At 70.3% G+C, this 16,607-nt stretch carries 13 protein-coding genes and 3 pseudogenes; 10 read left to right on the top strand and 6 right to left on the bottom strand.

Features of this window, described 5'->3' with window-relative positions:
• Nucleotides 1-5 precede the first annotated feature (5 nt).
• Together ACWDYJ_RS12840 and ACWDYJ_RS12835 are read right to left on the bottom strand one after the other, a co-directional pair.
• Nucleotides 6-401 (bottom strand): hypothetical protein, encoded by a 396-nt coding sequence (locus tag ACWDYJ_RS12840; RefSeq protein ID WP_451565540.1) that lies wholly within the window; start codon nt 399-401, stop codon nt 6-8.
• Nucleotides 402-1,173: 772 nt separating this feature from the next.
• Nucleotides 1,174-1,983 carry a bestrophin-like domain gene (locus tag ACWDYJ_RS12835; RefSeq protein ID WP_451565539.1) on the bottom strand — a complete coding sequence of 270 codons (810 nt, stop codon included), beginning with the start codon at nt 1,981-1,983 and terminating at the stop codon, nt 1,174-1,176.
• A 1,278-nt stretch (nt 1,984-3,261) separates the two neighbouring features.
• Between ACWDYJ_RS12835 and ACWDYJ_RS12830 the strand changes: the two genes are divergently transcribed.
• Both ACWDYJ_RS12830 and ACWDYJ_RS12825 read left to right on the top strand, forming a co-directional pair.
• Nucleotides 3,262-3,558, top strand: coding sequence for an antibiotic biosynthesis monooxygenase (locus tag ACWDYJ_RS12830; RefSeq protein WP_451565538.1), 297 nt, complete (start codon nt 3,262-3,264; stop codon nt 3,556-3,558).
• Between the two features lie 226 nt (nt 3,559-3,784).
• Nucleotides 3,785-4,189 carry a hypothetical protein gene (locus ACWDYJ_RS12825; RefSeq protein ID WP_451565537.1) on the top strand — a complete coding sequence of 135 codons (405 nt, stop codon included), beginning with the start codon at nt 3,785-3,787 and terminating at the stop codon, nt 4,187-4,189.
• A gap of 200 nt (nt 4,190-4,389) precedes the next feature.
• Here ACWDYJ_RS12825 and ACWDYJ_RS12820 read toward each other — a convergent pair whose 3' ends face one another.
• Together ACWDYJ_RS12820 and ACWDYJ_RS12815 are read right to left on the bottom strand one after the other, a co-directional pair.
• Nucleotides 4,390-4,575 (bottom strand): hypothetical protein, encoded by a 186-nt coding sequence (locus ACWDYJ_RS12820; protein WP_451565581.1) that lies wholly within the window; start codon nt 4,573-4,575, stop codon nt 4,390-4,392.
• Between the two features lie 40 nt (nt 4,576-4,615).
• Nucleotides 4,616-4,999: pseudogene (locus tag ACWDYJ_RS12815) on the bottom strand (alpha/beta hydrolase fold domain-containing protein); the annotation flags it as partial.
• 211 nt (nt 5,000-5,210) lie between these two features.
• Here ACWDYJ_RS12815 and ACWDYJ_RS12810 point away from each other — a divergent pair.
• The 3 genes from ACWDYJ_RS12810 to ACWDYJ_RS12800 all read left to right on the top strand — a co-directional run bounded on the left by ACWDYJ_RS12810 (nt 5,211) and on the right by ACWDYJ_RS12800 (nt 8,922).
• Nucleotides 5,211-6,623, top strand: coding sequence for a family 2B encapsulin nanocompartment shell protein (locus ACWDYJ_RS12810; RefSeq protein WP_451565536.1), 1,413 nt, complete (start codon nt 5,211-5,213; stop codon nt 6,621-6,623).
• Nucleotides 6,624-6,715: 92 nt separating this feature from the next.
• Complete coding sequence (locus ACWDYJ_RS12805) at nt 6,716-8,026, top strand: family 2 encapsulin nanocompartment cargo protein terpene cyclase (protein ID WP_451565535.1); 1,311 nt, start codon at nt 6,716-6,718, stop codon at nt 8,024-8,026.
• A 2-nt stretch (nt 8,027-8,028) separates the two neighbouring features.
• Nucleotides 8,029-8,922 (top strand): geranyl diphosphate 2-C-methyltransferase, encoded by an 894-nt coding sequence (locus tag ACWDYJ_RS12800; RefSeq protein ID WP_451565534.1) that lies wholly within the window; start codon nt 8,029-8,031, stop codon nt 8,920-8,922.
• A 737-nt stretch (nt 8,923-9,659) separates the two neighbouring features.
• Here ACWDYJ_RS12800 and ACWDYJ_RS12795 read toward each other — a convergent pair.
• Nucleotides 9,660-10,256, bottom strand: a complete 597-nt coding sequence (locus ACWDYJ_RS12795) for a cation transporter (RefSeq protein ID WP_451565533.1) — start codon at nt 10,254-10,256, stop codon at nt 9,660-9,662.
• Nucleotides 10,257-10,724: 468 nt separating this feature from the next.
• Here ACWDYJ_RS12795 and panD point away from each other — a divergent pair, with 468 nt between their 5' ends.
• The 4 genes and pseudogenes from panD to ACWDYJ_RS12775 all read left to right on the top strand — a co-directional run bounded on the left by panD (nt 10,725) and on the right by ACWDYJ_RS12775 (nt 13,761).
• On the top strand, nt 10,725-11,144 hold the full coding sequence (gene panD / locus ACWDYJ_RS12790; protein ID WP_451565532.1) for an aspartate 1-decarboxylase: 420 nt from the start codon (nt 10,725-10,727) through the stop codon (nt 11,142-11,144).
• A 24-nt stretch (nt 11,145-11,168) separates the two neighbouring features.
• Nucleotides 11,169-11,402: pseudogene (locus ACWDYJ_RS12785) on the top strand (GNAT family N-acetyltransferase); the annotation flags it as partial.
• Nucleotides 11,396-12,028, top strand: coding sequence for an arylsulfatase (locus tag ACWDYJ_RS12780; protein ID WP_451565531.1), 633 nt, complete (start codon nt 11,396-11,398; stop codon nt 12,026-12,028). The pseudogene ACWDYJ_RS12785 and the gene ACWDYJ_RS12780, both read left to right, overlap by 7 nt.
• A gap of 380 nt (nt 12,029-12,408) precedes the next feature.
• Entirely contained in the window at nt 12,409-13,761 is a 1,353-nt protein-coding gene (locus tag ACWDYJ_RS12775; protein WP_451565530.1) for a transglycosylase family protein, read from the top strand.
• 102 nt (nt 13,762-13,863) lie between these two features.
• Here ACWDYJ_RS12775 and ACWDYJ_RS12770 read toward each other — a convergent pair.
• A pseudogene (locus ACWDYJ_RS12770) lies at nt 13,864-14,598 on the bottom strand (DMT family transporter); the annotation flags it as partial.
• Between the two features lie 372 nt (nt 14,599-14,970).
• Here ACWDYJ_RS12770 and ACWDYJ_RS12765 point away from each other — a divergent pair.
• Nucleotides 14,971-16,434, top strand: coding sequence for an SDR family NAD(P)-dependent oxidoreductase (locus ACWDYJ_RS12765; RefSeq protein ID WP_451565529.1), 1,464 nt, complete (start codon nt 14,971-14,973; stop codon nt 16,432-16,434).
• Nucleotides 16,435-16,607: the final 173 nt, after the last annotated feature.

Genomic DNA, 16,607 nt, shown 5'->3' with positions numbered 1-16,607 from the left:
GCCCGTCAGGAGATGTTCCAGTCGCCCTGAACCTCGACCTTTTCGTTGAAGATCTGGGCGTTCTTGATCACGGCAGCGTTCACCTGGCTCCGGCCGTCACGCGCGGCCACGGCCTCGTCGACGGTCCGCCGGATCTGGGCCTCGAAGTCCCGGTCACGGAGCATGTGCGCCAGCAGCACGCGCTGGAGTTCCTCCTGGGCCGCTGTGTCCCCGGGACTCTGCTGTACCTGGTCAAGGGCCCCTTCGGCCTCGGTGTCCCCCCGGAACCGAGCCCGCAACCGCTCGACGAGCTGAACACCTCCACCCCAGCCCGCCCGCCCCGCTTCCTGGCCGGTGGTCTCCAGCGCCCCCTTGACGACCAGAGCCACCCCGGCAACGGCGATAGCCGTGATCGGATCCATGTTCTCCCCGTTTTCCGAAGACAGATGCCCGACGTTAGGGGAAGCGAAGTTCGACCGTGATCCTTTTCCCACACTTGACCGAATGTGGTTCACAGGGGTGGCCGATAAGTACGGGAGGGGGCTGTGGCGTGGATGCTCAGGCGCGAAGGCCGGTGCCTGACTCGGCAGTGCGTGGCTCAGATCGGGATCGTGTCTCGCCGTTGCTGACCTCGGACACGGCAGGGGGATGCCGGCGGCCTCCCGCCCCGCACCGGAGACTTGGCTCTTCGGCTGCTGGTGGTGCAGCGCGGGTACCGTGTTTGTCTGGGGAAACGGCCATCCTGATGCGCCCTGGCGGTGCGGTGGTCCGCCTTGGCCCGCGCGGGGGCCGCCGTGGGCCTCGCCGCACCCGCCGCCTTGAAGAACTCCGCGGGCGAGCTGCACGGCACCGCTGGTCGGCTCGGGGAGGCGCAGACGCCCGGCATGCGGGGCTCAGCTCCGGGTTGGGGTCAGTACCACGAAGTCCGCGTTCGACGGGTCGAGGCAGATGGCCAGCCGACCGACGCCCTGCCCCAAACGCGCCAGGAGCAACCGCCGGGCGGTGAGCCCCGATTGGTCCCTCACGAGAGCAGACGGACACGATCTCGACCTCCCAGGCTGGAGGCGTTACGGCCTCGACGGGAAGGGGCTGGAAGTCCAGTCCGCCGATCCCGCCGTCTGATTGCTGCACCAGGACATCGCACTACTGCGGTGCAGATGAGGCATCGCACCGTATGAGGGTCAGGGCGCGGTGTCAGGTGGTGGTCCGCTTGCCGCCGGCGTCGCAGGGCAGGGTGCCGGCGGGGTGGTCGGTGGCGTAGTCCTCGGTCAGGTCTGCGGCGACTTCCCGCATGTCCTGGTTGGTGATCCGGATCCGGCCGGAGAAGGGCGAGTCGATGTCCTGGATCACCAGAAGCGACCCGGTGAACAGCGCCGCGAGGACGCCCAGCAGCAGCAGGTGCGAGGGTCCGCGGTGGGTGGGCAGGCCGAAGGCGAAGGCGCCGATGGTGGCGGCCAGGGCCACGACCATGAACCAGTACACGACTGCGGGGATGGCCGGGCTTGACTCGGAGATGCGTTTTTGGCGGGCTTTGGAACGCTCGTCGTCGGCATCTACCAGGAGAGCGAACGTCGGGTCGTTCTTGTGGGCGAGTTCCTTGAAGTGCCGGCGGAAGTCGGTGGACCACACCGACGCGACAGCGGACTTCGCCCCGCCGTGGGCCATCAGAGGCCACTCGGCGGCCTGGATCGCCCGCGCGTAGCAGACCGCCGCCCCTTGCAGGCGCTCGCGCTGGGGCTCGGGAGCGTAGTCGGCGACTTCGTAGAGCTGGTCGACCCTGCTGGCCTCCACTTGGACGGCTTCGCCGGCCGAGCCGTATGACTCCGCGGCGACGACGATCACGAAAGCCACCAGGAGAACGGCGAGGGTCTCAAGCGGGCTGGTCAGATCACTGACCGAGCCTTCCTCGCCGTCATCGGTGTGCCTGCGGCGCCGGAGGTAGTTGGCGATCAACCCTGTGACGAGCGCCACGACGATCGCCGCAACAGTGAGGAAGGTAGTCATGTGCGCGGTCCAGGAGAGAAGTCGGCTCGACGGGCCCGCCACCGGCTCGGCGGAGAGCGGTGCAGCGGGAGGCGGCCGAGGGGGGAGCGGGGAGGAAGACCGGGCGCCGTACGATCCGCCGACCCGTCGAGGGAGCCAGTCGGATGCCGAGGTGTGTCCTGTTCGTACACCGGCCGTTTCGTCGGCGGGCTGCCTTCCTCGCTGCGGACGTCGGCAGCCACGGGGTTCTCCGATGGGCCAGCCTGCGGGCCCTGCCCGGAGCCATCCGCGCAGGAAGCCGTCTCCGTGGGTGGCGATGTGGGCCTCCGGTGCGCTGAGGGCCCCATCACAACCTCCGGTTGGTTTGAGCGAACGGTGACGCACGGGCGGCCGCACCAGCTTGTCGATCACACAAGGTTCTAGACGCCGATTCTGGCGGCTTGGTGGAGCGGACGTGCCGACTCGCCCAGGTGGAGGGCCATGTTCACCGCAGAAACGATTCAAGCCGCCCCCGCGTGCCGAAGTGCAGTGGCGTGATCACGGGGAACGCAGGCTTTCGTGAGTCCCCGCTCGTATCGTTCGACGGGAGCGCGAGCCGCCGCGTAGGACAGTCGCTCAAAGGGTGAAGGCTTGGGGGTGGGACAGCGCGCCCATGCACAAGGCGCCGTAGTAGGTGACCGCCAAGGTGAAGAACGAGCAGCAGCCCGGCACCTCTGAACGACGTGGCTGCCGGGCTGTGTCGTGGCGCTGTGGAGGGTTTGCTCCCACGCGTCGGCCGTGTGCCCCCATGCCGACTCCTTCGCCGCGGGTGCGATCGGTGGGCTTGATGTGGGCCTGCCTGATGTGGGCTTGACGGCCAGACGCTGGCGGCCCTTGCGGAGGTAGCCGATCAGGTCATGCCGACTGCCGTCGGGGGTGGCCGTCCGGCCGGGCAGTGCGCGGCGGGTCCAGGGGATGTGGGCGTCGATGCCGTGAGCGCTCTGCGGTGGAAGGGTCGTCATCGGTCAGAGCGAGGACGGATTTGTCCGCGCGGAGCCACTCGGAGATCAAAGCCAATCGGTCGGCAAACGGTCAGCATCAATCGAAACTACGTACGATCATTGCCCTCAGGTTCGGTTGCGGCACGCCCTTCGCCCCGTGGCGATGTCGGCCACATCGACGATGCTCACGAGGGTGCGGCCGTCGCTGACGGGCAACCGACGCGGCATGGGCGCGGCCCTCGGAGGCGGAAGCGGATACACGGACCTACGGTGGTCAGAGAGACGAGGCGAGCGGATCCCCGCTCCTGAGGAGGCTGCCGTGGAGGAGCACTTTGTCTGGGTGACAACGCGCCGCATCAAGGCGGGCACCCTGGAGGAGTTCGAGAGGGCATGGCGCCCGAGTTCCCTCCCTGAGGGCATGCGCCGCGCGTACGCGTACTGGTCCGAGGACGGGCAGGAGATCACCGGAGTGTCGCTCTGGGACTCCAGGCAAGCGTGTGACGCGTGGCGGTCCTCCGACGTGGAGAAACGGCGGCGTGAGGCCATGGCCCCATACGTCGTGGAGGAGCGGGAGAGCTTCCACCGCGGAGGCGAACTCACCCTTCCCGCACGGTGACCGTGGGCCACGCCGGCGGATGTCCGCGGTTCATCTGCCGCAGCACCAGGTCGCGAAGGTGAGAGCGGGCTGGCTGGTTGGGGCGTTCGCCGCCCAGCCCAGCCCAGCCCAGCCAGCCCAGCCCAGCCCAGCCCAACCCCGAGCCGTTTGACCTGTGTGACGAGGACATCCTGCGCGCGAAACGGTACGGCGTGAAGTCTGCCGTGAACTCCGACGCGATCGGCTGGTGGGGGAGGCGGAGCTGGATCGAGCACCGTCCGCGATCGGCATCGAGCGGCGGCCGCCACCGTTGGCCGGTCTGGCCGAAGCGGTATCCCGCGCGGTGTGCGGCTTCTCGGAAATCGAAGGCGAACGCCACCGCGCGGCGCATCCCGAGGCGACGCCGTGGCAGTGCAGCCGATCCAGAGTGCCGCCACCGTCCGGGCCCGGTTCGGCGCCTGGGAGAGGGCCGCCGGCCGCAGGCATCGCGTACGTCACCACCCGCAGGATCGGAGAGGACCTCGGCCTGACCGGCGCCGAAGCCCGAACCCTGCTCGGCACGCTGCGCGCGGAGGCTCGCGTACGGCAGGCGCCGCCGCTCTGGCGACTGGCGGCGGCGACGGCGGCCACGCAGGGTGGCAGCTCCGGATGACTTCGTCTGGGTGCCGCGGTGGGGGCAACTGGGCCGGGCCGAGGAGGCGCGAACCGGTCATGTCGCTCGAAGCCGTGGGTAACGTGCCTCTCCTGGCGCCGCTGATCACTCCCGCGGAGACGGCCCGGCTGCTGACCGAGCGGCTGGGACCGATGGCACTGCCGGCATCCGCCTACGGCTGCGCGGGGTCGCTTGCCGGGCTACGTCTCCTGCACCTGGGACCCGGCGGCGGGCGGATCGGTAGTGGTGGTCCTGACCGCTCTCCTCCGGAACTTGGAGAGTTCGGCGTACATTTCGCCGACTGCGGCGTCGGCGGCCTGGGAGAGGCCGAAGAGGTTGAGGAAGGCGTGGATGAGGCCGTCGTAGCAGCGGTGGAAGACGTCCACCCCTGTTCTCTCCAGGGCCTGGCGTAGGCGCGTGTCCTTCGTCGCGCAGTGGGTCGTACTGGGCGGTGCCGATGACGGTCGGGCAAGGCCTTGGAAGTTCTCTGCGTGGAGGGGGGAGACCTGCCAGGAGCCGCGGACCTCGGGGTCGTCGCCCGCATAGCCGCGGCGGATCTCGGTGACCAGGTCCTTGGTGAGGAAGCACCCGTCGGCGTCTCGGTGATCGAGGGGTCGTCGCCGAGGAAGTCGGTCGGGGAGGGTAAGCGAGCAGTTGGGCGGCCAGGGGCTGATGGTCGTCGCGGAAGGTCAAGGCGATCACCGCGGCGGCGTTGGCTCCGGCGCTGTCCCCCGCGAGGGCCAAGCGGTCACGCTGTCCTCCGTACTCCGCGATGTGGTCGGCGACCCAGCAATTCCGTCGGTTGCCCACGCAAACTCCGTTCGGGTCAAGATCACTGCATCGAGGGTATATCGGCGGTTTCTCAGGGCCGATCGGGTGTACAGACCGTTACGTCCAGTTACAACTCGTTACTGTTCCCCCCGGATCTGGACGGATTCCCGGATGTTCACCCTCTTTTCCTCTTTCACCGGTGACGTGCACGCACGCCGATCACCGCCCTTTACGAAGGAGACCTCACCCGATGACCGTTGACACCAGCCCGGAAGCGCAGCTGGAGCCGCCTCGGCAGTCCAGCCTGAGCACGGCGGCTGCCCGCAACCTTGCCACCACGACCAAGTCCGCCCCGCAGATGCAGGAGATCACCTCCCGCTGGCTGCTGAGGATGCTTCCCTGGGTGGAGACCAAGGGCGGCACGTACCGGGTGAACCGCCGGCTGAGCTACACCGTCGGAGACGGGCGCGTCGAGTTCGTCCAGGACGGTGCCGACGTCCGGGTGATCCCCCGCGAGCTCAGCGAACTGGCCCTGCTGCGCGGCTTCGAGGACCTGGAGGTGCTGAACGCGCTCGCCGGCCGGTGCGTCCAGCGCGACTTCCGAGCCGGCGAGGTGCTGGTCGAGCGCGGCACCCCCGCCGAGCAGATCCACCTGATCGCCCACGGCCGGATCAGCCAGACCTCCGTCGGCAAGTACGGCGACGAGGTCGCCGTCGCGGTCCTCGCCGACGGCGACCGGTTCGGTGAGAACGCCCTGCTGGACGGCGATGCCGGGTGGGACTACACCGCCACCGCCGAGACCCCCGGCACCCTGGTCACCCTGTCCCGCCACGACTTCAACGCCGTGCTGTCTGCGGCGCCGAACCTCCAGGCCCACATCCGGGAGTTCAGCTCGCTTCCCCAGCAGCGGCAGAACCGCCATGGCGAGGCCGAGATCGCGATGTCGGCCGGCCACACCGGCGAGCACGAGCTGCCCGGCGCCTTCGTCGACTACGAGCTCAAGCCGCGCGAGTACGAACTCTCCATCGCTCAGACCGTACTGCGGGTGCACACGAGGGTCGCCGACCTCTACAACGGGCCGATGAACCAGACCGAGGAGCAGCTCAGGCTCACCATCGAGGCGCTGCGCGAGCGCCAGGAGCACGAGCTGATCAACAACCGGGAGTTCGGCCTGCTCCACAACGCCGACTTCAAGCAGCGGATCCAGCCCCACTCCGGCCCGCCCACTCCGGACGACCTCGACGAGCTGCTCTGCCGCCGCCGCGGCTCAAAGTTCTTCTTCGCCCACCCCAAGGCGATCGCGGCGATCGGGCGCGAGTTCAACGCCCGCGGGCTCTATCCGGACCACGTCGACGTCGGCGGTCAGCAAGTACCGGCCTGGCGCGGGGTCCCGATTCTGCCCTGCAACAAGATCCCCATCAGTAAGCAGAACACCAGCTCGATCCTTGTCATGCGAACCGGCGAGGACAACCAGGGCGTCATCGGTCTTCGCCAGACCGGTCTGCCGGAGGAGTACGAGCCGGGCCTGTCGGTGCGCTTCATGGGCATCAGCGAGCAGGCGATCATCTCCTACCTGGTCTCCACCTACTACTCCGCCGCCATCCTGGTGCCCGACGCGCTCGGAGTTCTGGAGAACGTACAGATCGGCCGCAGGAACGGCTGACGGCCGCGGCGGACACGAACCCGGTCCCTCCCGGGCCGGCCGAGCCTGCCCGGGATCCGGGACAGTCCAACCACCTCATCAAGGAGCTACGGATGCCCGATCCTGGGCTTTCCCCTCTGCAGTCGAGCCTGCCCGCCGCCGCGGCCCGCTTCGGGGCGTACGGCCACGGCCGCGGCGTCGACGCCCTCGTCGTCGGCCGGCCTGCCCTGCCCACCGGGCCCTCCTTCCCCGTGCCCGTCCCTGCCGGAGGCCCGGGCGGCAGCCTGGTCGCGGAGGGCGTACGGGAGGGTGCCGCCACGGCGCGGACACCGAACCCCTCCCTGGAACGGCTCCTGCGGGGCCCCAGCGGTCTGGGCACGGCGGGGCTGTACTTCACCCCGCGTGAGGCACCGCCCGCGCCGCCGGAGCCGCCGCCGACGAGGGAAGGCATTCCGATCCCGGGCCTCTACTACCACCCGGTGCCGGAACCCGACCCCGTACGGGTGGAGGAGGTCAGCCACAGGATCAAGACGTGGGCGGTGGACGAGGTTGAGGCGTACCCCCCGGAGTGGGAGGACCAGTTCGACGGTTTCTCCGTGGGGCGCTACATGGTCGCCTGCCATCCGGACGCGCCCACCATCGAACACCTGATGATCGCCACGCGGCTGATGGTGGCCGAGAACGCGGTCGACGACTGCTACTGCGAGGACCACGGAGGCTCGCCCATCGGCCTCGGTGGACGCCTGTTGCTGGCACACACCGCTCTCGACCCCCTCCACACGACGGGGGAGTATCAGCCGGTGTGGGCGGAGTCGCTCCAGTCGGACGCCCCTCGGCGGGCCTACCGCTCCGCCATGGAGTACTTCCTCCAGGTGGGCACCGCCTCCCAGGCCGACCGGTTCCGGCACGACATGGCCCGTCTGCACATGGGGTACCTCGCCGAGGCCGCCTGGGCCCAGACGGAGTACGTCCCGGAAGTGTGGGAGTACCTGGCGATGCGCCAGTTCAACAACTTCCGCCCCTGCCCGACCATCACCGACACCGTCGGCGGCTACGAACTGCCGGCGGACCTGCACGCCCAACCGGCCATGCAGCGGGTCATCGCGCTCGCCGGGAACGCGACGACCATCGTCAACGACCTGTACTCCTACACCAAGGAGCTCGTCAGCCCGGGCCGCCACCTGAACCTGCCGGTCGTGATCGCCGAACGCGAGAGCTGCTCCGAAAAGGACGCCTACCTGAAGGCGGTCGAGGTCCACAACGACCTCATGCACGCCTTCGAGGCCGCGGCCGCCGAACTGGCCACCGCCTGTCCCGACCCGAGAGTGCTGAGCTTCCTACGGGGCGTGGCCGTGTGGGTCGACGGCAACCACTACTGGCACATGACCAACACCTACCGCTACAGCCTGCCCGACTTCTGGTAAGGATGGACTTATCTGTGACTAGCATCGACCTCACCACTGCCGGCGCCTCCGCGTTCATCCCCGCCCCGGTGACGCTCTACCAGGGCGACATCGCCCGTTACTGGAACAACGAGGCCAGGCCGGTGAACCTGCGTCTCGGCGACGTCGACGGCCTTTACCACCACCACTACGGAATCGGCGACGTCGACCACGGCGCCCTCGGCGACGCCGGCGACAGCGAATACGAGAAGAAGCTGATCGCCGAGCTCCATCGTCTCGAGTCGGCGCAGGCCGAAGTCCTCTTGAACCACCTCGGCCCCATCGAGCGCGACGATACGCTCGTGGACGCCGGATGCGGCCGCGGCGGCTCGATGGTCATGGCCCACCAGCGCTTCGGATGCAAGGTCGAGGGCGTCACCCTCTCGACCAAGCAGGCCGACTTCGCCAACCACCGCGCCCGCGAACTCGGCATCGAGGACCACGTCCACGCCCGCGTCTGCAACATGCTCAGCATGCCCTTCGAGACCGGGCAGGCCGCGGCCTCGTGGAACAACGAGTCGAGCATGTACGTCGACCTGCACGACCTGTTTGCCGAGCACTCCCGCATCCTCACGGTCGGCGGCCGTTACGTGACCATCACCGGCTGCTGGAACCCGCGTTACGGCCAGCCCTCGAAGCGGGTCTCCCAGATCAACGCGCATTTCGAGTGCAACATCCACTCCCGCCGGGAGTACCTGCGCGCGATGGCCGACTGCCGTCTCGTACCGCAGGCCGTCATCGACCTGACTCCTGCGACCCTGCCCTACTGGGAGCTGCGGGCCACGTCTTCTCTGGTCACCGGTATTGAAGAGGCGTTCATCAACTCCTACAAGGACGGCTCGTTCCAGTACCTTCTGATCGCGGCTGACCGAGTCTGACCGACCGCCGACCGAAAGGCCGGGCCCGTTACCCGACGGATCCGGCCTTTTCGGGCTCAGCGGCCGGCGGCGAGGTTCATCGGCTTGCCGATACCCGGCTCACTGCCCCATCGGGACGCCGGAGGTAGCCGGCAGAGGGTGGTCTCGCGCAGGTAACTCACACGAAGCCCCTCCGGCTGCCACGGGGCCTTGTAGGGGAGGTCTCCTGGGGAGCCATGCTTCAGTGCCGATCCGACGCGCGTGCCGGTGTACGACGTTGTGGGCAGTCAACAGAGTGCGGTGACGAAGCAGCCGGTTTGCGCCGACAGGGGGCGGCCGTCGCGGCTTGTTCCGACCCCGTGGTCCGACCGGTCTCGCGGTCACCTTCTTCGGTGGCGCATGCCTGACGGGGGATCCGGCAGATGGCCGCCCCATGGATCGAATCCGCGAGGCGGCCGCTGGAATGGAAGGCTGTGTGCCGACCCTTGTGGCGCATTGGCCGACTGGTGCCCGCGCCCACTCGCTGAAGTACTGAAGCCGTACTTCAGCGGAGAGTGGCCCACCAGCAGCCCTCCGGCTCGCCGCCGCTCCGGCTGCTTTGCTGAGGCGCCTCGCGGAGGGGTTGTGGCGCGGGTTGATCTCCGGTTGTCGGCCAGGCCGCTCAAGACCCCGCGACTGGACGCCGGCGCTCCACAGGTAGGCGGCCGGCGCACCCAGCGAGAGGAGGATGTCCATCGTCGCCGAACCGTGTCGCAGGGTCAGGGCCGCAGCTCGGTGCAACGGCCAGGCCCCCCGGCAATCACCGGGGTCGCCAGCCCGAGCGCGAGCCACGCCAGCCCGGGAAGTGCAGAGCAGAGATCATCGACACGGCGGACCGGCAGACCCAGTACCGCGGAGGCGATCAGACGGCGGCGCGGCCCCGAGATGCGGGCGCCTTCGGTGTCGGCGGCCTCGGCTCCAGCCGCCTCGGCCGGGGGCTGGTCACGGAGGGGTGCCACGCCGTAACCGATGGCCTCGACGGCGGCGATCAGCTGCTCCGCGGAGGCGCCCGGGTCGGCTCGCGTGATGTGAGCGGTCGAGGTCGCGAGATTCACGGTCGCGCTCACTCCGGGGAGCTTGCCCAGCTTTCGATCGACCCGCGTTACGTAGAGGCGCAGGTCATGCCGGTGATGGCCAACTCTACGGCGTGGTTGGCGTCGGCCGGAGTGGTGGTGGCCATGGCAAGGGTTTCTCTCGCCTTCAGTCTCGTACGGAATGAGGCGCGGGCGACAGCACGGCTGGTAGGACCACGACGAAGCCCTACCCCGTGGCCGGACGCCAGCACAGCTCGCCTCGGTACAGGCGGCGCAGAACATCGGGTGGCTGGTGGGAGCGCTGGGCGGGCGGGCCCCTGCCCGCCAGGCCGCGGACCCGGGCGAGGACGCAGTGGCCTGCCGGATCACCGAAGGAGCGTCCGCGCGATCCGGTGCCGCGACGTCATGAGCGGGCACCGCCACTCGTACCAGCCGGAATACGGCCCGGGAGCGCGAACCGTACGCGGCGCGAGGCAATCGCAGTGCCGGCCTTGGCCATGCGTGGAGATGGACGGACCGATGTCTTCCGCCCCGAGCGCGTTTCGACTGTCGTCGTCGCGCAGGGAGTCAGGGGGCGTGGGAGGGCTACGGCACCGTACTGACGGTGCGTCGGAAAAGTCGGCAGTCGGTCAGCATGAGTCCTGAAAGACCTGGGGAAAGCTGACTGGAGATGGGACTCGCTGTAGGCTGCCGGGACCGCCCTTGACCTGCGGGAAGCAGGCAGGGAGCAGACATACCGGGAGTTATTTCATGCTTCGTACCATGTTCAAGTCCAAGATCCACCGGGCCACCGTGACCCAGGCCGACCTGCACTACGTCGGCTCCGTCACCGTCGATGCCGAGTTGCTCGACGCCGCCGATCTGCTGCCCGGTGAGCTGGTTCACATCGTGGACATCACCAACGGCGCGCGGCTGGAGACGTACGTCATCGAGGGGGAGCGGGGCTCGGGTGTCATCGGGATCAACGGCGCCGCCGCTCATCTCGTGCACCCCGGGGATCTGGTCATCCTGATCAGTTACGCGCAGGTCGAGGACGCGGAGGCGCGCGCGCTCAAGCCGCGGGTCGTCCATGTCGACGGCGACAATCGGATCATCGAGCTGGGCGCGGACCCGTCCGCCCCGGTACCGGGCACGGACCAGCAGCGCAGCCCCCACGCTGTGGCCGGCTGACGGGAGTCGGCGACCATGGCGATCGCCCCGGTGGCGGTCCACACCGTGGTCGAGCCGGGCCATGAGGGCCGCGGGATCGCCGGGGACCTGGTGAAGGCCTTCTACGGGATCGCCGTCGGCGAGGGGGTGCCGGTCGTTCCGCTGTGCCCCTACGCCGCGAGCTGGGCCGCCGGACATGCCGATCAGGCGCCCGTCGCCCCGGCCGAGGTCGTCGAGGCGGCCAAGGCCCAGCTGGAGTGCGACACCGCGCTGTGGTGAGAGGGCTGACGCTGCTCCACACCTCACCGGTGCACGTTCCGGTCTTCGACGCGCTGCGGGACAGGGACCACGCGGGAGCCGTACTGCGGCACCTGGTGGCTCCGGAACTGCTGGACCGGGCCCGGGACCGGGGAGCCGATTCCGTGGCCCCGGACCTGCTCCGGCTGCTCGACGGCTCCGGCGGCCCGGCGCTCGTCACGTGCTCGACCATCGGGGCGGTCGCGGAATCCCTGGCTCCGGCCCTCGGCTTCCCCGTACTCCGGGTGGACCGGCCGATGGCGGCCGCGGCCGTGCGTACGGGCCCCCGGATCGTCGTCCTGGCCGCCCTCGACTCGACGCTCGCCCCGACGGCCGGACTGCTGGCCGAGGAGGCAGCCGGGCGGCCGGTGTCCGTACGTACGCACCTCGTCGCCGGAGCCTGGGCGCGCTTCGAGGCCGGGGACACCGCCGGCTACCTGGCGGCGGTGGCCGCGGCGGCGGACGCGGTCACCGACGCGGACGTGATCGTTCTGGCCCAGGCATCCATGGCCGGCGCCGAACGGATCGTCCGCACCCGGCTGCCCGTACTCTCCAGCCCCCGGCCGGGTCTGGCCGCCGGGCTGTCCCTGCGGGGGCCCGGCCTCTAGGGGCGACGGGCATGGCCGCCGGGATCGGGGGAAGGCGCGGCTCATGGTGCGAAACACAGAGCAGACGCAGCCTCCGGTACCCGAGCCGGAACCAGGCCCCAAGCCGTTCCCCCCGGTGCCGGACCCCGAACCCGTGCCGCGCCCGGTGCCGCCCGTGCCCGGGCCGGTCCCCGAGCCCGACCCGGTGCCCCCGCCGCCCGGGCCGGCGCCGATCCCGCAGCCCGGTCCGCTGAGCTGAGGAACTGGGGCAACTGAGGTAACCGAGGTAACCGAGGTAACCGAGTATCAACTTCCCTTTGGCATCGGCTGGTTGTCACCTTGTCAGACATGTGGGGCCGACATTAGGTTGTGCGGTTCCTGATGTCTTCAAGGGGGCTCCCATGGGCGTACGGGGCCGGCACCGCCGGTACCAGCCGAGCAGCATCAACCGGGCGTCGCTCGCCGTCACCGCCGGTGGCGCCGGGATCGCCCTCCCGCTGATCGGCGCGGGGACCGCGCACGCCGCCTCCGTGGAGACGTGGAACAAGGTCGCGGCCTGCGAGTCCACGAGCAACTGGCACGTCAACACGGGCAACGGCTACTACGGCGGCCTGCAATTCAGCCAGAGCACCTGGCGCGCCTTCGGCGGAACGGCCTTCGCCGCCCGCGCCGACCTGGCCACCAAGGACCAGCAGATCGCGGTCGCCGAGAAGGTCCTCAAGGGACAGGGCCCCACAGCGTGGCCCGCGTGCGGCCCGAAGGCCGGGCTGAGCCGCAGCGGCCCGGCGGCAGGGGTCGCCGGCGGGCAGCCTAAGACGCAGCCGCAGCCGCAAGCGCAGCCGCAGACGCAGGCTCCCAAGGACCGGATCCAGCCGACCAAGGCCGCCACCGCGCCCCCCGTCACCACGCCCCGCCCGACCGGGACCTCCGTCCTGCCGAGCCCGTACGTCGTCGGCCCCGGGGACTCGCTGTCCGCGATCGCCACCGAGCAGCACGTCGAGGGCGGCTGGCAGGCCCTGTACGAGACCAACCGGGCCACCGTGGGAGCCGACCCCGACCTGATCTTCCCCGGACAGCGGCTCACCCTGCGGATCACCACCGCGCCGACCGCCCCGCCCTCGCAGAATCCGCAGAAGCCGCCGCGCACCGCGGAGCCGGTCAAGCCGGTGGAACCGGCCGCGCCCCGGCCGGAGCAGGCCAAGCCGGAGCAGGCCAAGCCGGAGCAGGCCAAGCCCGCCCAGCCGAAGCCCGAGCAGGCCAAGCCCGCGGAGAAGCCGCAGCCGAAACCCCGGCCCGAACAGGCCAAGCCCGCCGAGAAGCCCGCCTCAGCGCAGCAGCAGTCGGCAGCGGGAGGTTTCTCCGCCCCCGTCGACGGGGTCCTCGGCACCGCCTACCGGGTCGCCGGATCCTCCTGGTCGAGCGGCTACCACACGGGCGTCGACTTCCCGGTTCCCACCGGCACCAGCGTCAAGTCCGTGGGACCCGGCACCGTCCTGTCGGCCGGATGGGCCGGGGCGTACGGCTACCAGGTCGTCATCAAGCACGCCGACGGCCGTTACTCCCAGTACGCCCACCTGTCCGCGCTCGGCATCAAGGCCGGGCAGCAGGTCTCCGGCGGCCAGCGGATCGGCCGTTCCGGCTCGACGGGCAACAGCAGCGGACCGCACCTGCACTTCGAGATGCGCACGGGCCCCGGATACGGCTCCGACATCGACCCGCTGAAGTACCTCCGCGGGCACGGCGTCGACATCTGACCCCCGGACGTGCGGCGGCACGGCCGTGACCAGGCGCAGGCCGGCCGCCGCCAGCACGGCGCTCGCCAGCGCGCCCAGCGTGCCGGCGGTCCCGTAGCGGAAGCCTTCGTCGAAGAGCGAGATTCCGACCGCCGCCGCGACCACCGGATTGACGACGGTCACCGTGGACAGTGGCGCGGTCAGCCCCGCGCCCCGGTAGGCCGCCTGGGACAGCAGGAGCCCACCGGCCGCCAGTACGGCGATGGCCACCAGGTCCGGCCACATCCTTTCCGGCGCGCCCGCACCGAAGCTCTCGGCCACCGACTTCGTGAACACCGAGGCCATCCCGAAGGCGGCACCGGCCGCCGCCGCCAGCAGCACGCTGCGCAGCACCGCCCGGTGCGTCCGGTGTGCCGCGACGAAGAGCACGGCCACGCCGGCGGCCGTCACCGTCAGGAGCAGACCCCGCTCGGCGGCCGCCAGGGCCTGCCGCGCCCGGGCGTCCCCGCCGGTCAGCGCCAGCAGCCCGGCCAGGCCGACCGTGGCCAGCACCGCCCCGCGCCAGGCCGCCGAACCCGCCCGGCGCCCCACGAGGACGGCCGCCATCGGGAGCGCGAAGACGATGGTCAGCGCTCCGAGGGGCTGGACCAGGCTCAGCGGCCCGTACGCCAGAGCCACCACGTGCAGCAGCGCGCCCAGGGAGTTCAGGCCGACGGCGCTCCACCACGCGGGCCGGCGCAGGGGCGCGTACTCGCGGTCCGGCGAGCTCGCCGCGACCCGTTCCTGGACGATCGCGCCGCCCGCGTAGGCGACGGCGGACACCAGGGAGAGCAGAACGGAGAGGGCTAGGGCGCTCATGATTTCCACCATGCCGCACCCGGGCCGGCTCTTCATCCGCCCAGAGGACTCCTTGATCGGCCGCAAGTCGTCCTCCCGGCATACACCAGCCGGAGTACGAGGACGGTTGACCGGCGATTTCCGGCCACGGAAAGCGGCTCGTATCGGGACTCGTATCGGGATTCGGATCCGGACTCGGATCCGGACTGGACACCAGCGCCCCAAAACGCCGCGAATACTGCCATACCGTGACAGCCCGCTCGCGGTGCGTGAGGAGCGTGAGGACGGGTTTGGTTCCGGGCGTGTCGCCTCCGTACAGTTGCCCTTTTGGGACCTCCGCAGCAGGCGGACGCGGACGGGCGAACGACGAGCGAACAAGGAACGGCAGCGGCCATGACGGTGACCGAAGACAACCACGCATACGGGCCGGGCATCGACCCCGAGCGGCTGGCCCTCTGCCTCAACGTGCTCGACGAGCTGGACAAGCTCGACGTCGACCACCCGGATGCCGTCACCGTACGCCGTGCCACCGCCGGCCTCTACCGGACGGTCAAGCAGCGCCGCCGCCAGGAGCGCCGCGCCGCCAAGACCGCCAACGACAAGGCCGTCACCGAGGCGACCGCGACCGGCTCCGCCGAGCGCATCGACGACGAGACCCAGGGCAACGCCCTGACCGCGGCCACCAAGGGCCCGATCGCCGGAATACTCCAGCGCCCGCGCTCCTGCTACATCTGCAAGACCCGCTACGTCGAGGTCGACGCCTTCTACCACCAGCTCTGCCAGGACTGCGCCGCCTTCAACCACGCGCGCCGCGACGCGCGCACCGACCTGACCGGCCGCCGCGCCCTGCTCACCGGCGGCCGCGCCAAGATCGGCATGTACATCGCGCTGCGGCTGCTGCGCGACGGCGCGCACACCACCATCACCACCCGCTTCCCGAACGACGCGGTCCGCCGCTTCAAGGCCATGCCGGACAGCTCCGAGTGGCTGCACCGGTTGAAGATCGTCGGCATCGACCTGCGCGACCCGGCCCAGGTCGTCGCGCTCGCCGACTCGGTCGCCGCCGAGGGCCCGCTCGACATCCTGATCAACAACGCCGCGCAGACCGTACGCCGCTCCCCGGGCGCCTACAGCGAGCTCGTCGCCGCCGAGAGCGCCCCGCTCCCGGCCGGTGAACTGCCCACCGCCGAGGTCATCGGCACCTTCGGCAGCGGCACCGTCGACCGGGTCGCCGCCCTGCCGACGGGCAAGGGCGAGAAGCTCAGCGCCCAGGACATCACCGAGCTCGCGCTGGTCTCCGGCTCCGCCTCCCTGGAGCGGATCGCGGCCGGCACCGCCATCGACGCGGGCGGTCTGGTGCCGGACCTGCACGACACCAACAGCTGGATCCAGACGGTGTCCGAGGTGGACCCGATCGAGCTCCTCGAAGTGCAGCTGTGCAACTCCACGGCGCCCTTCATCCTGATCAGCAAGCTCCGCCCGGCGATGGCCGCCTCCGAGGCCGGCCGCCGGTACGTCGTCAACGTCTCCGCGATGGAAGGCGTCTTCAGCCGCGGCTACAAGGGCGCCGGCCACCCGCACACCAACATGGCGAAGGCCGCGCTGAACATGCTGACGCGCACCAGCGCCCAGGAGATGTTCCAGAAGGACCAGATCCTGATGACCGCCGTCGACACCGGCTGGATCACCGACGAGCGTCCGCACCCGGACAAGATCCGTCTCGCGGAGGAGGGCTTCCACGCCCCGCTCGACCTGGTGGACGGCGCGGCCCGCGTCTACGACCCGATCGTGCGCGGCGAGGCCGGCGAGGACCTGTTCGGCGTCTTCCTGAAGGACTACGCCCCCGCCAACTGGTAGGCAGTCCGCCCGCGGAACTCTCTCCGCGAAGATTCCGTCCGCCTCCGCGAGGCCCGGCCGTATCCCGGCCGCGGCCTCGCGGAGGCGTTTCTGCCCGGCGTCACCACCCGAACGGAGCAGCCGGCCCAGGTCGTTGACCAGTCCGGCGACCCGGATCCGGCCGCCCGAGCACC

The sequence above is a fragment of the Streptomyces sp. NPDC003042 genome (genome assembly GCF_053591315.1).
This window is presented reverse-complemented; position numbering and strand designations above follow the sequence as displayed.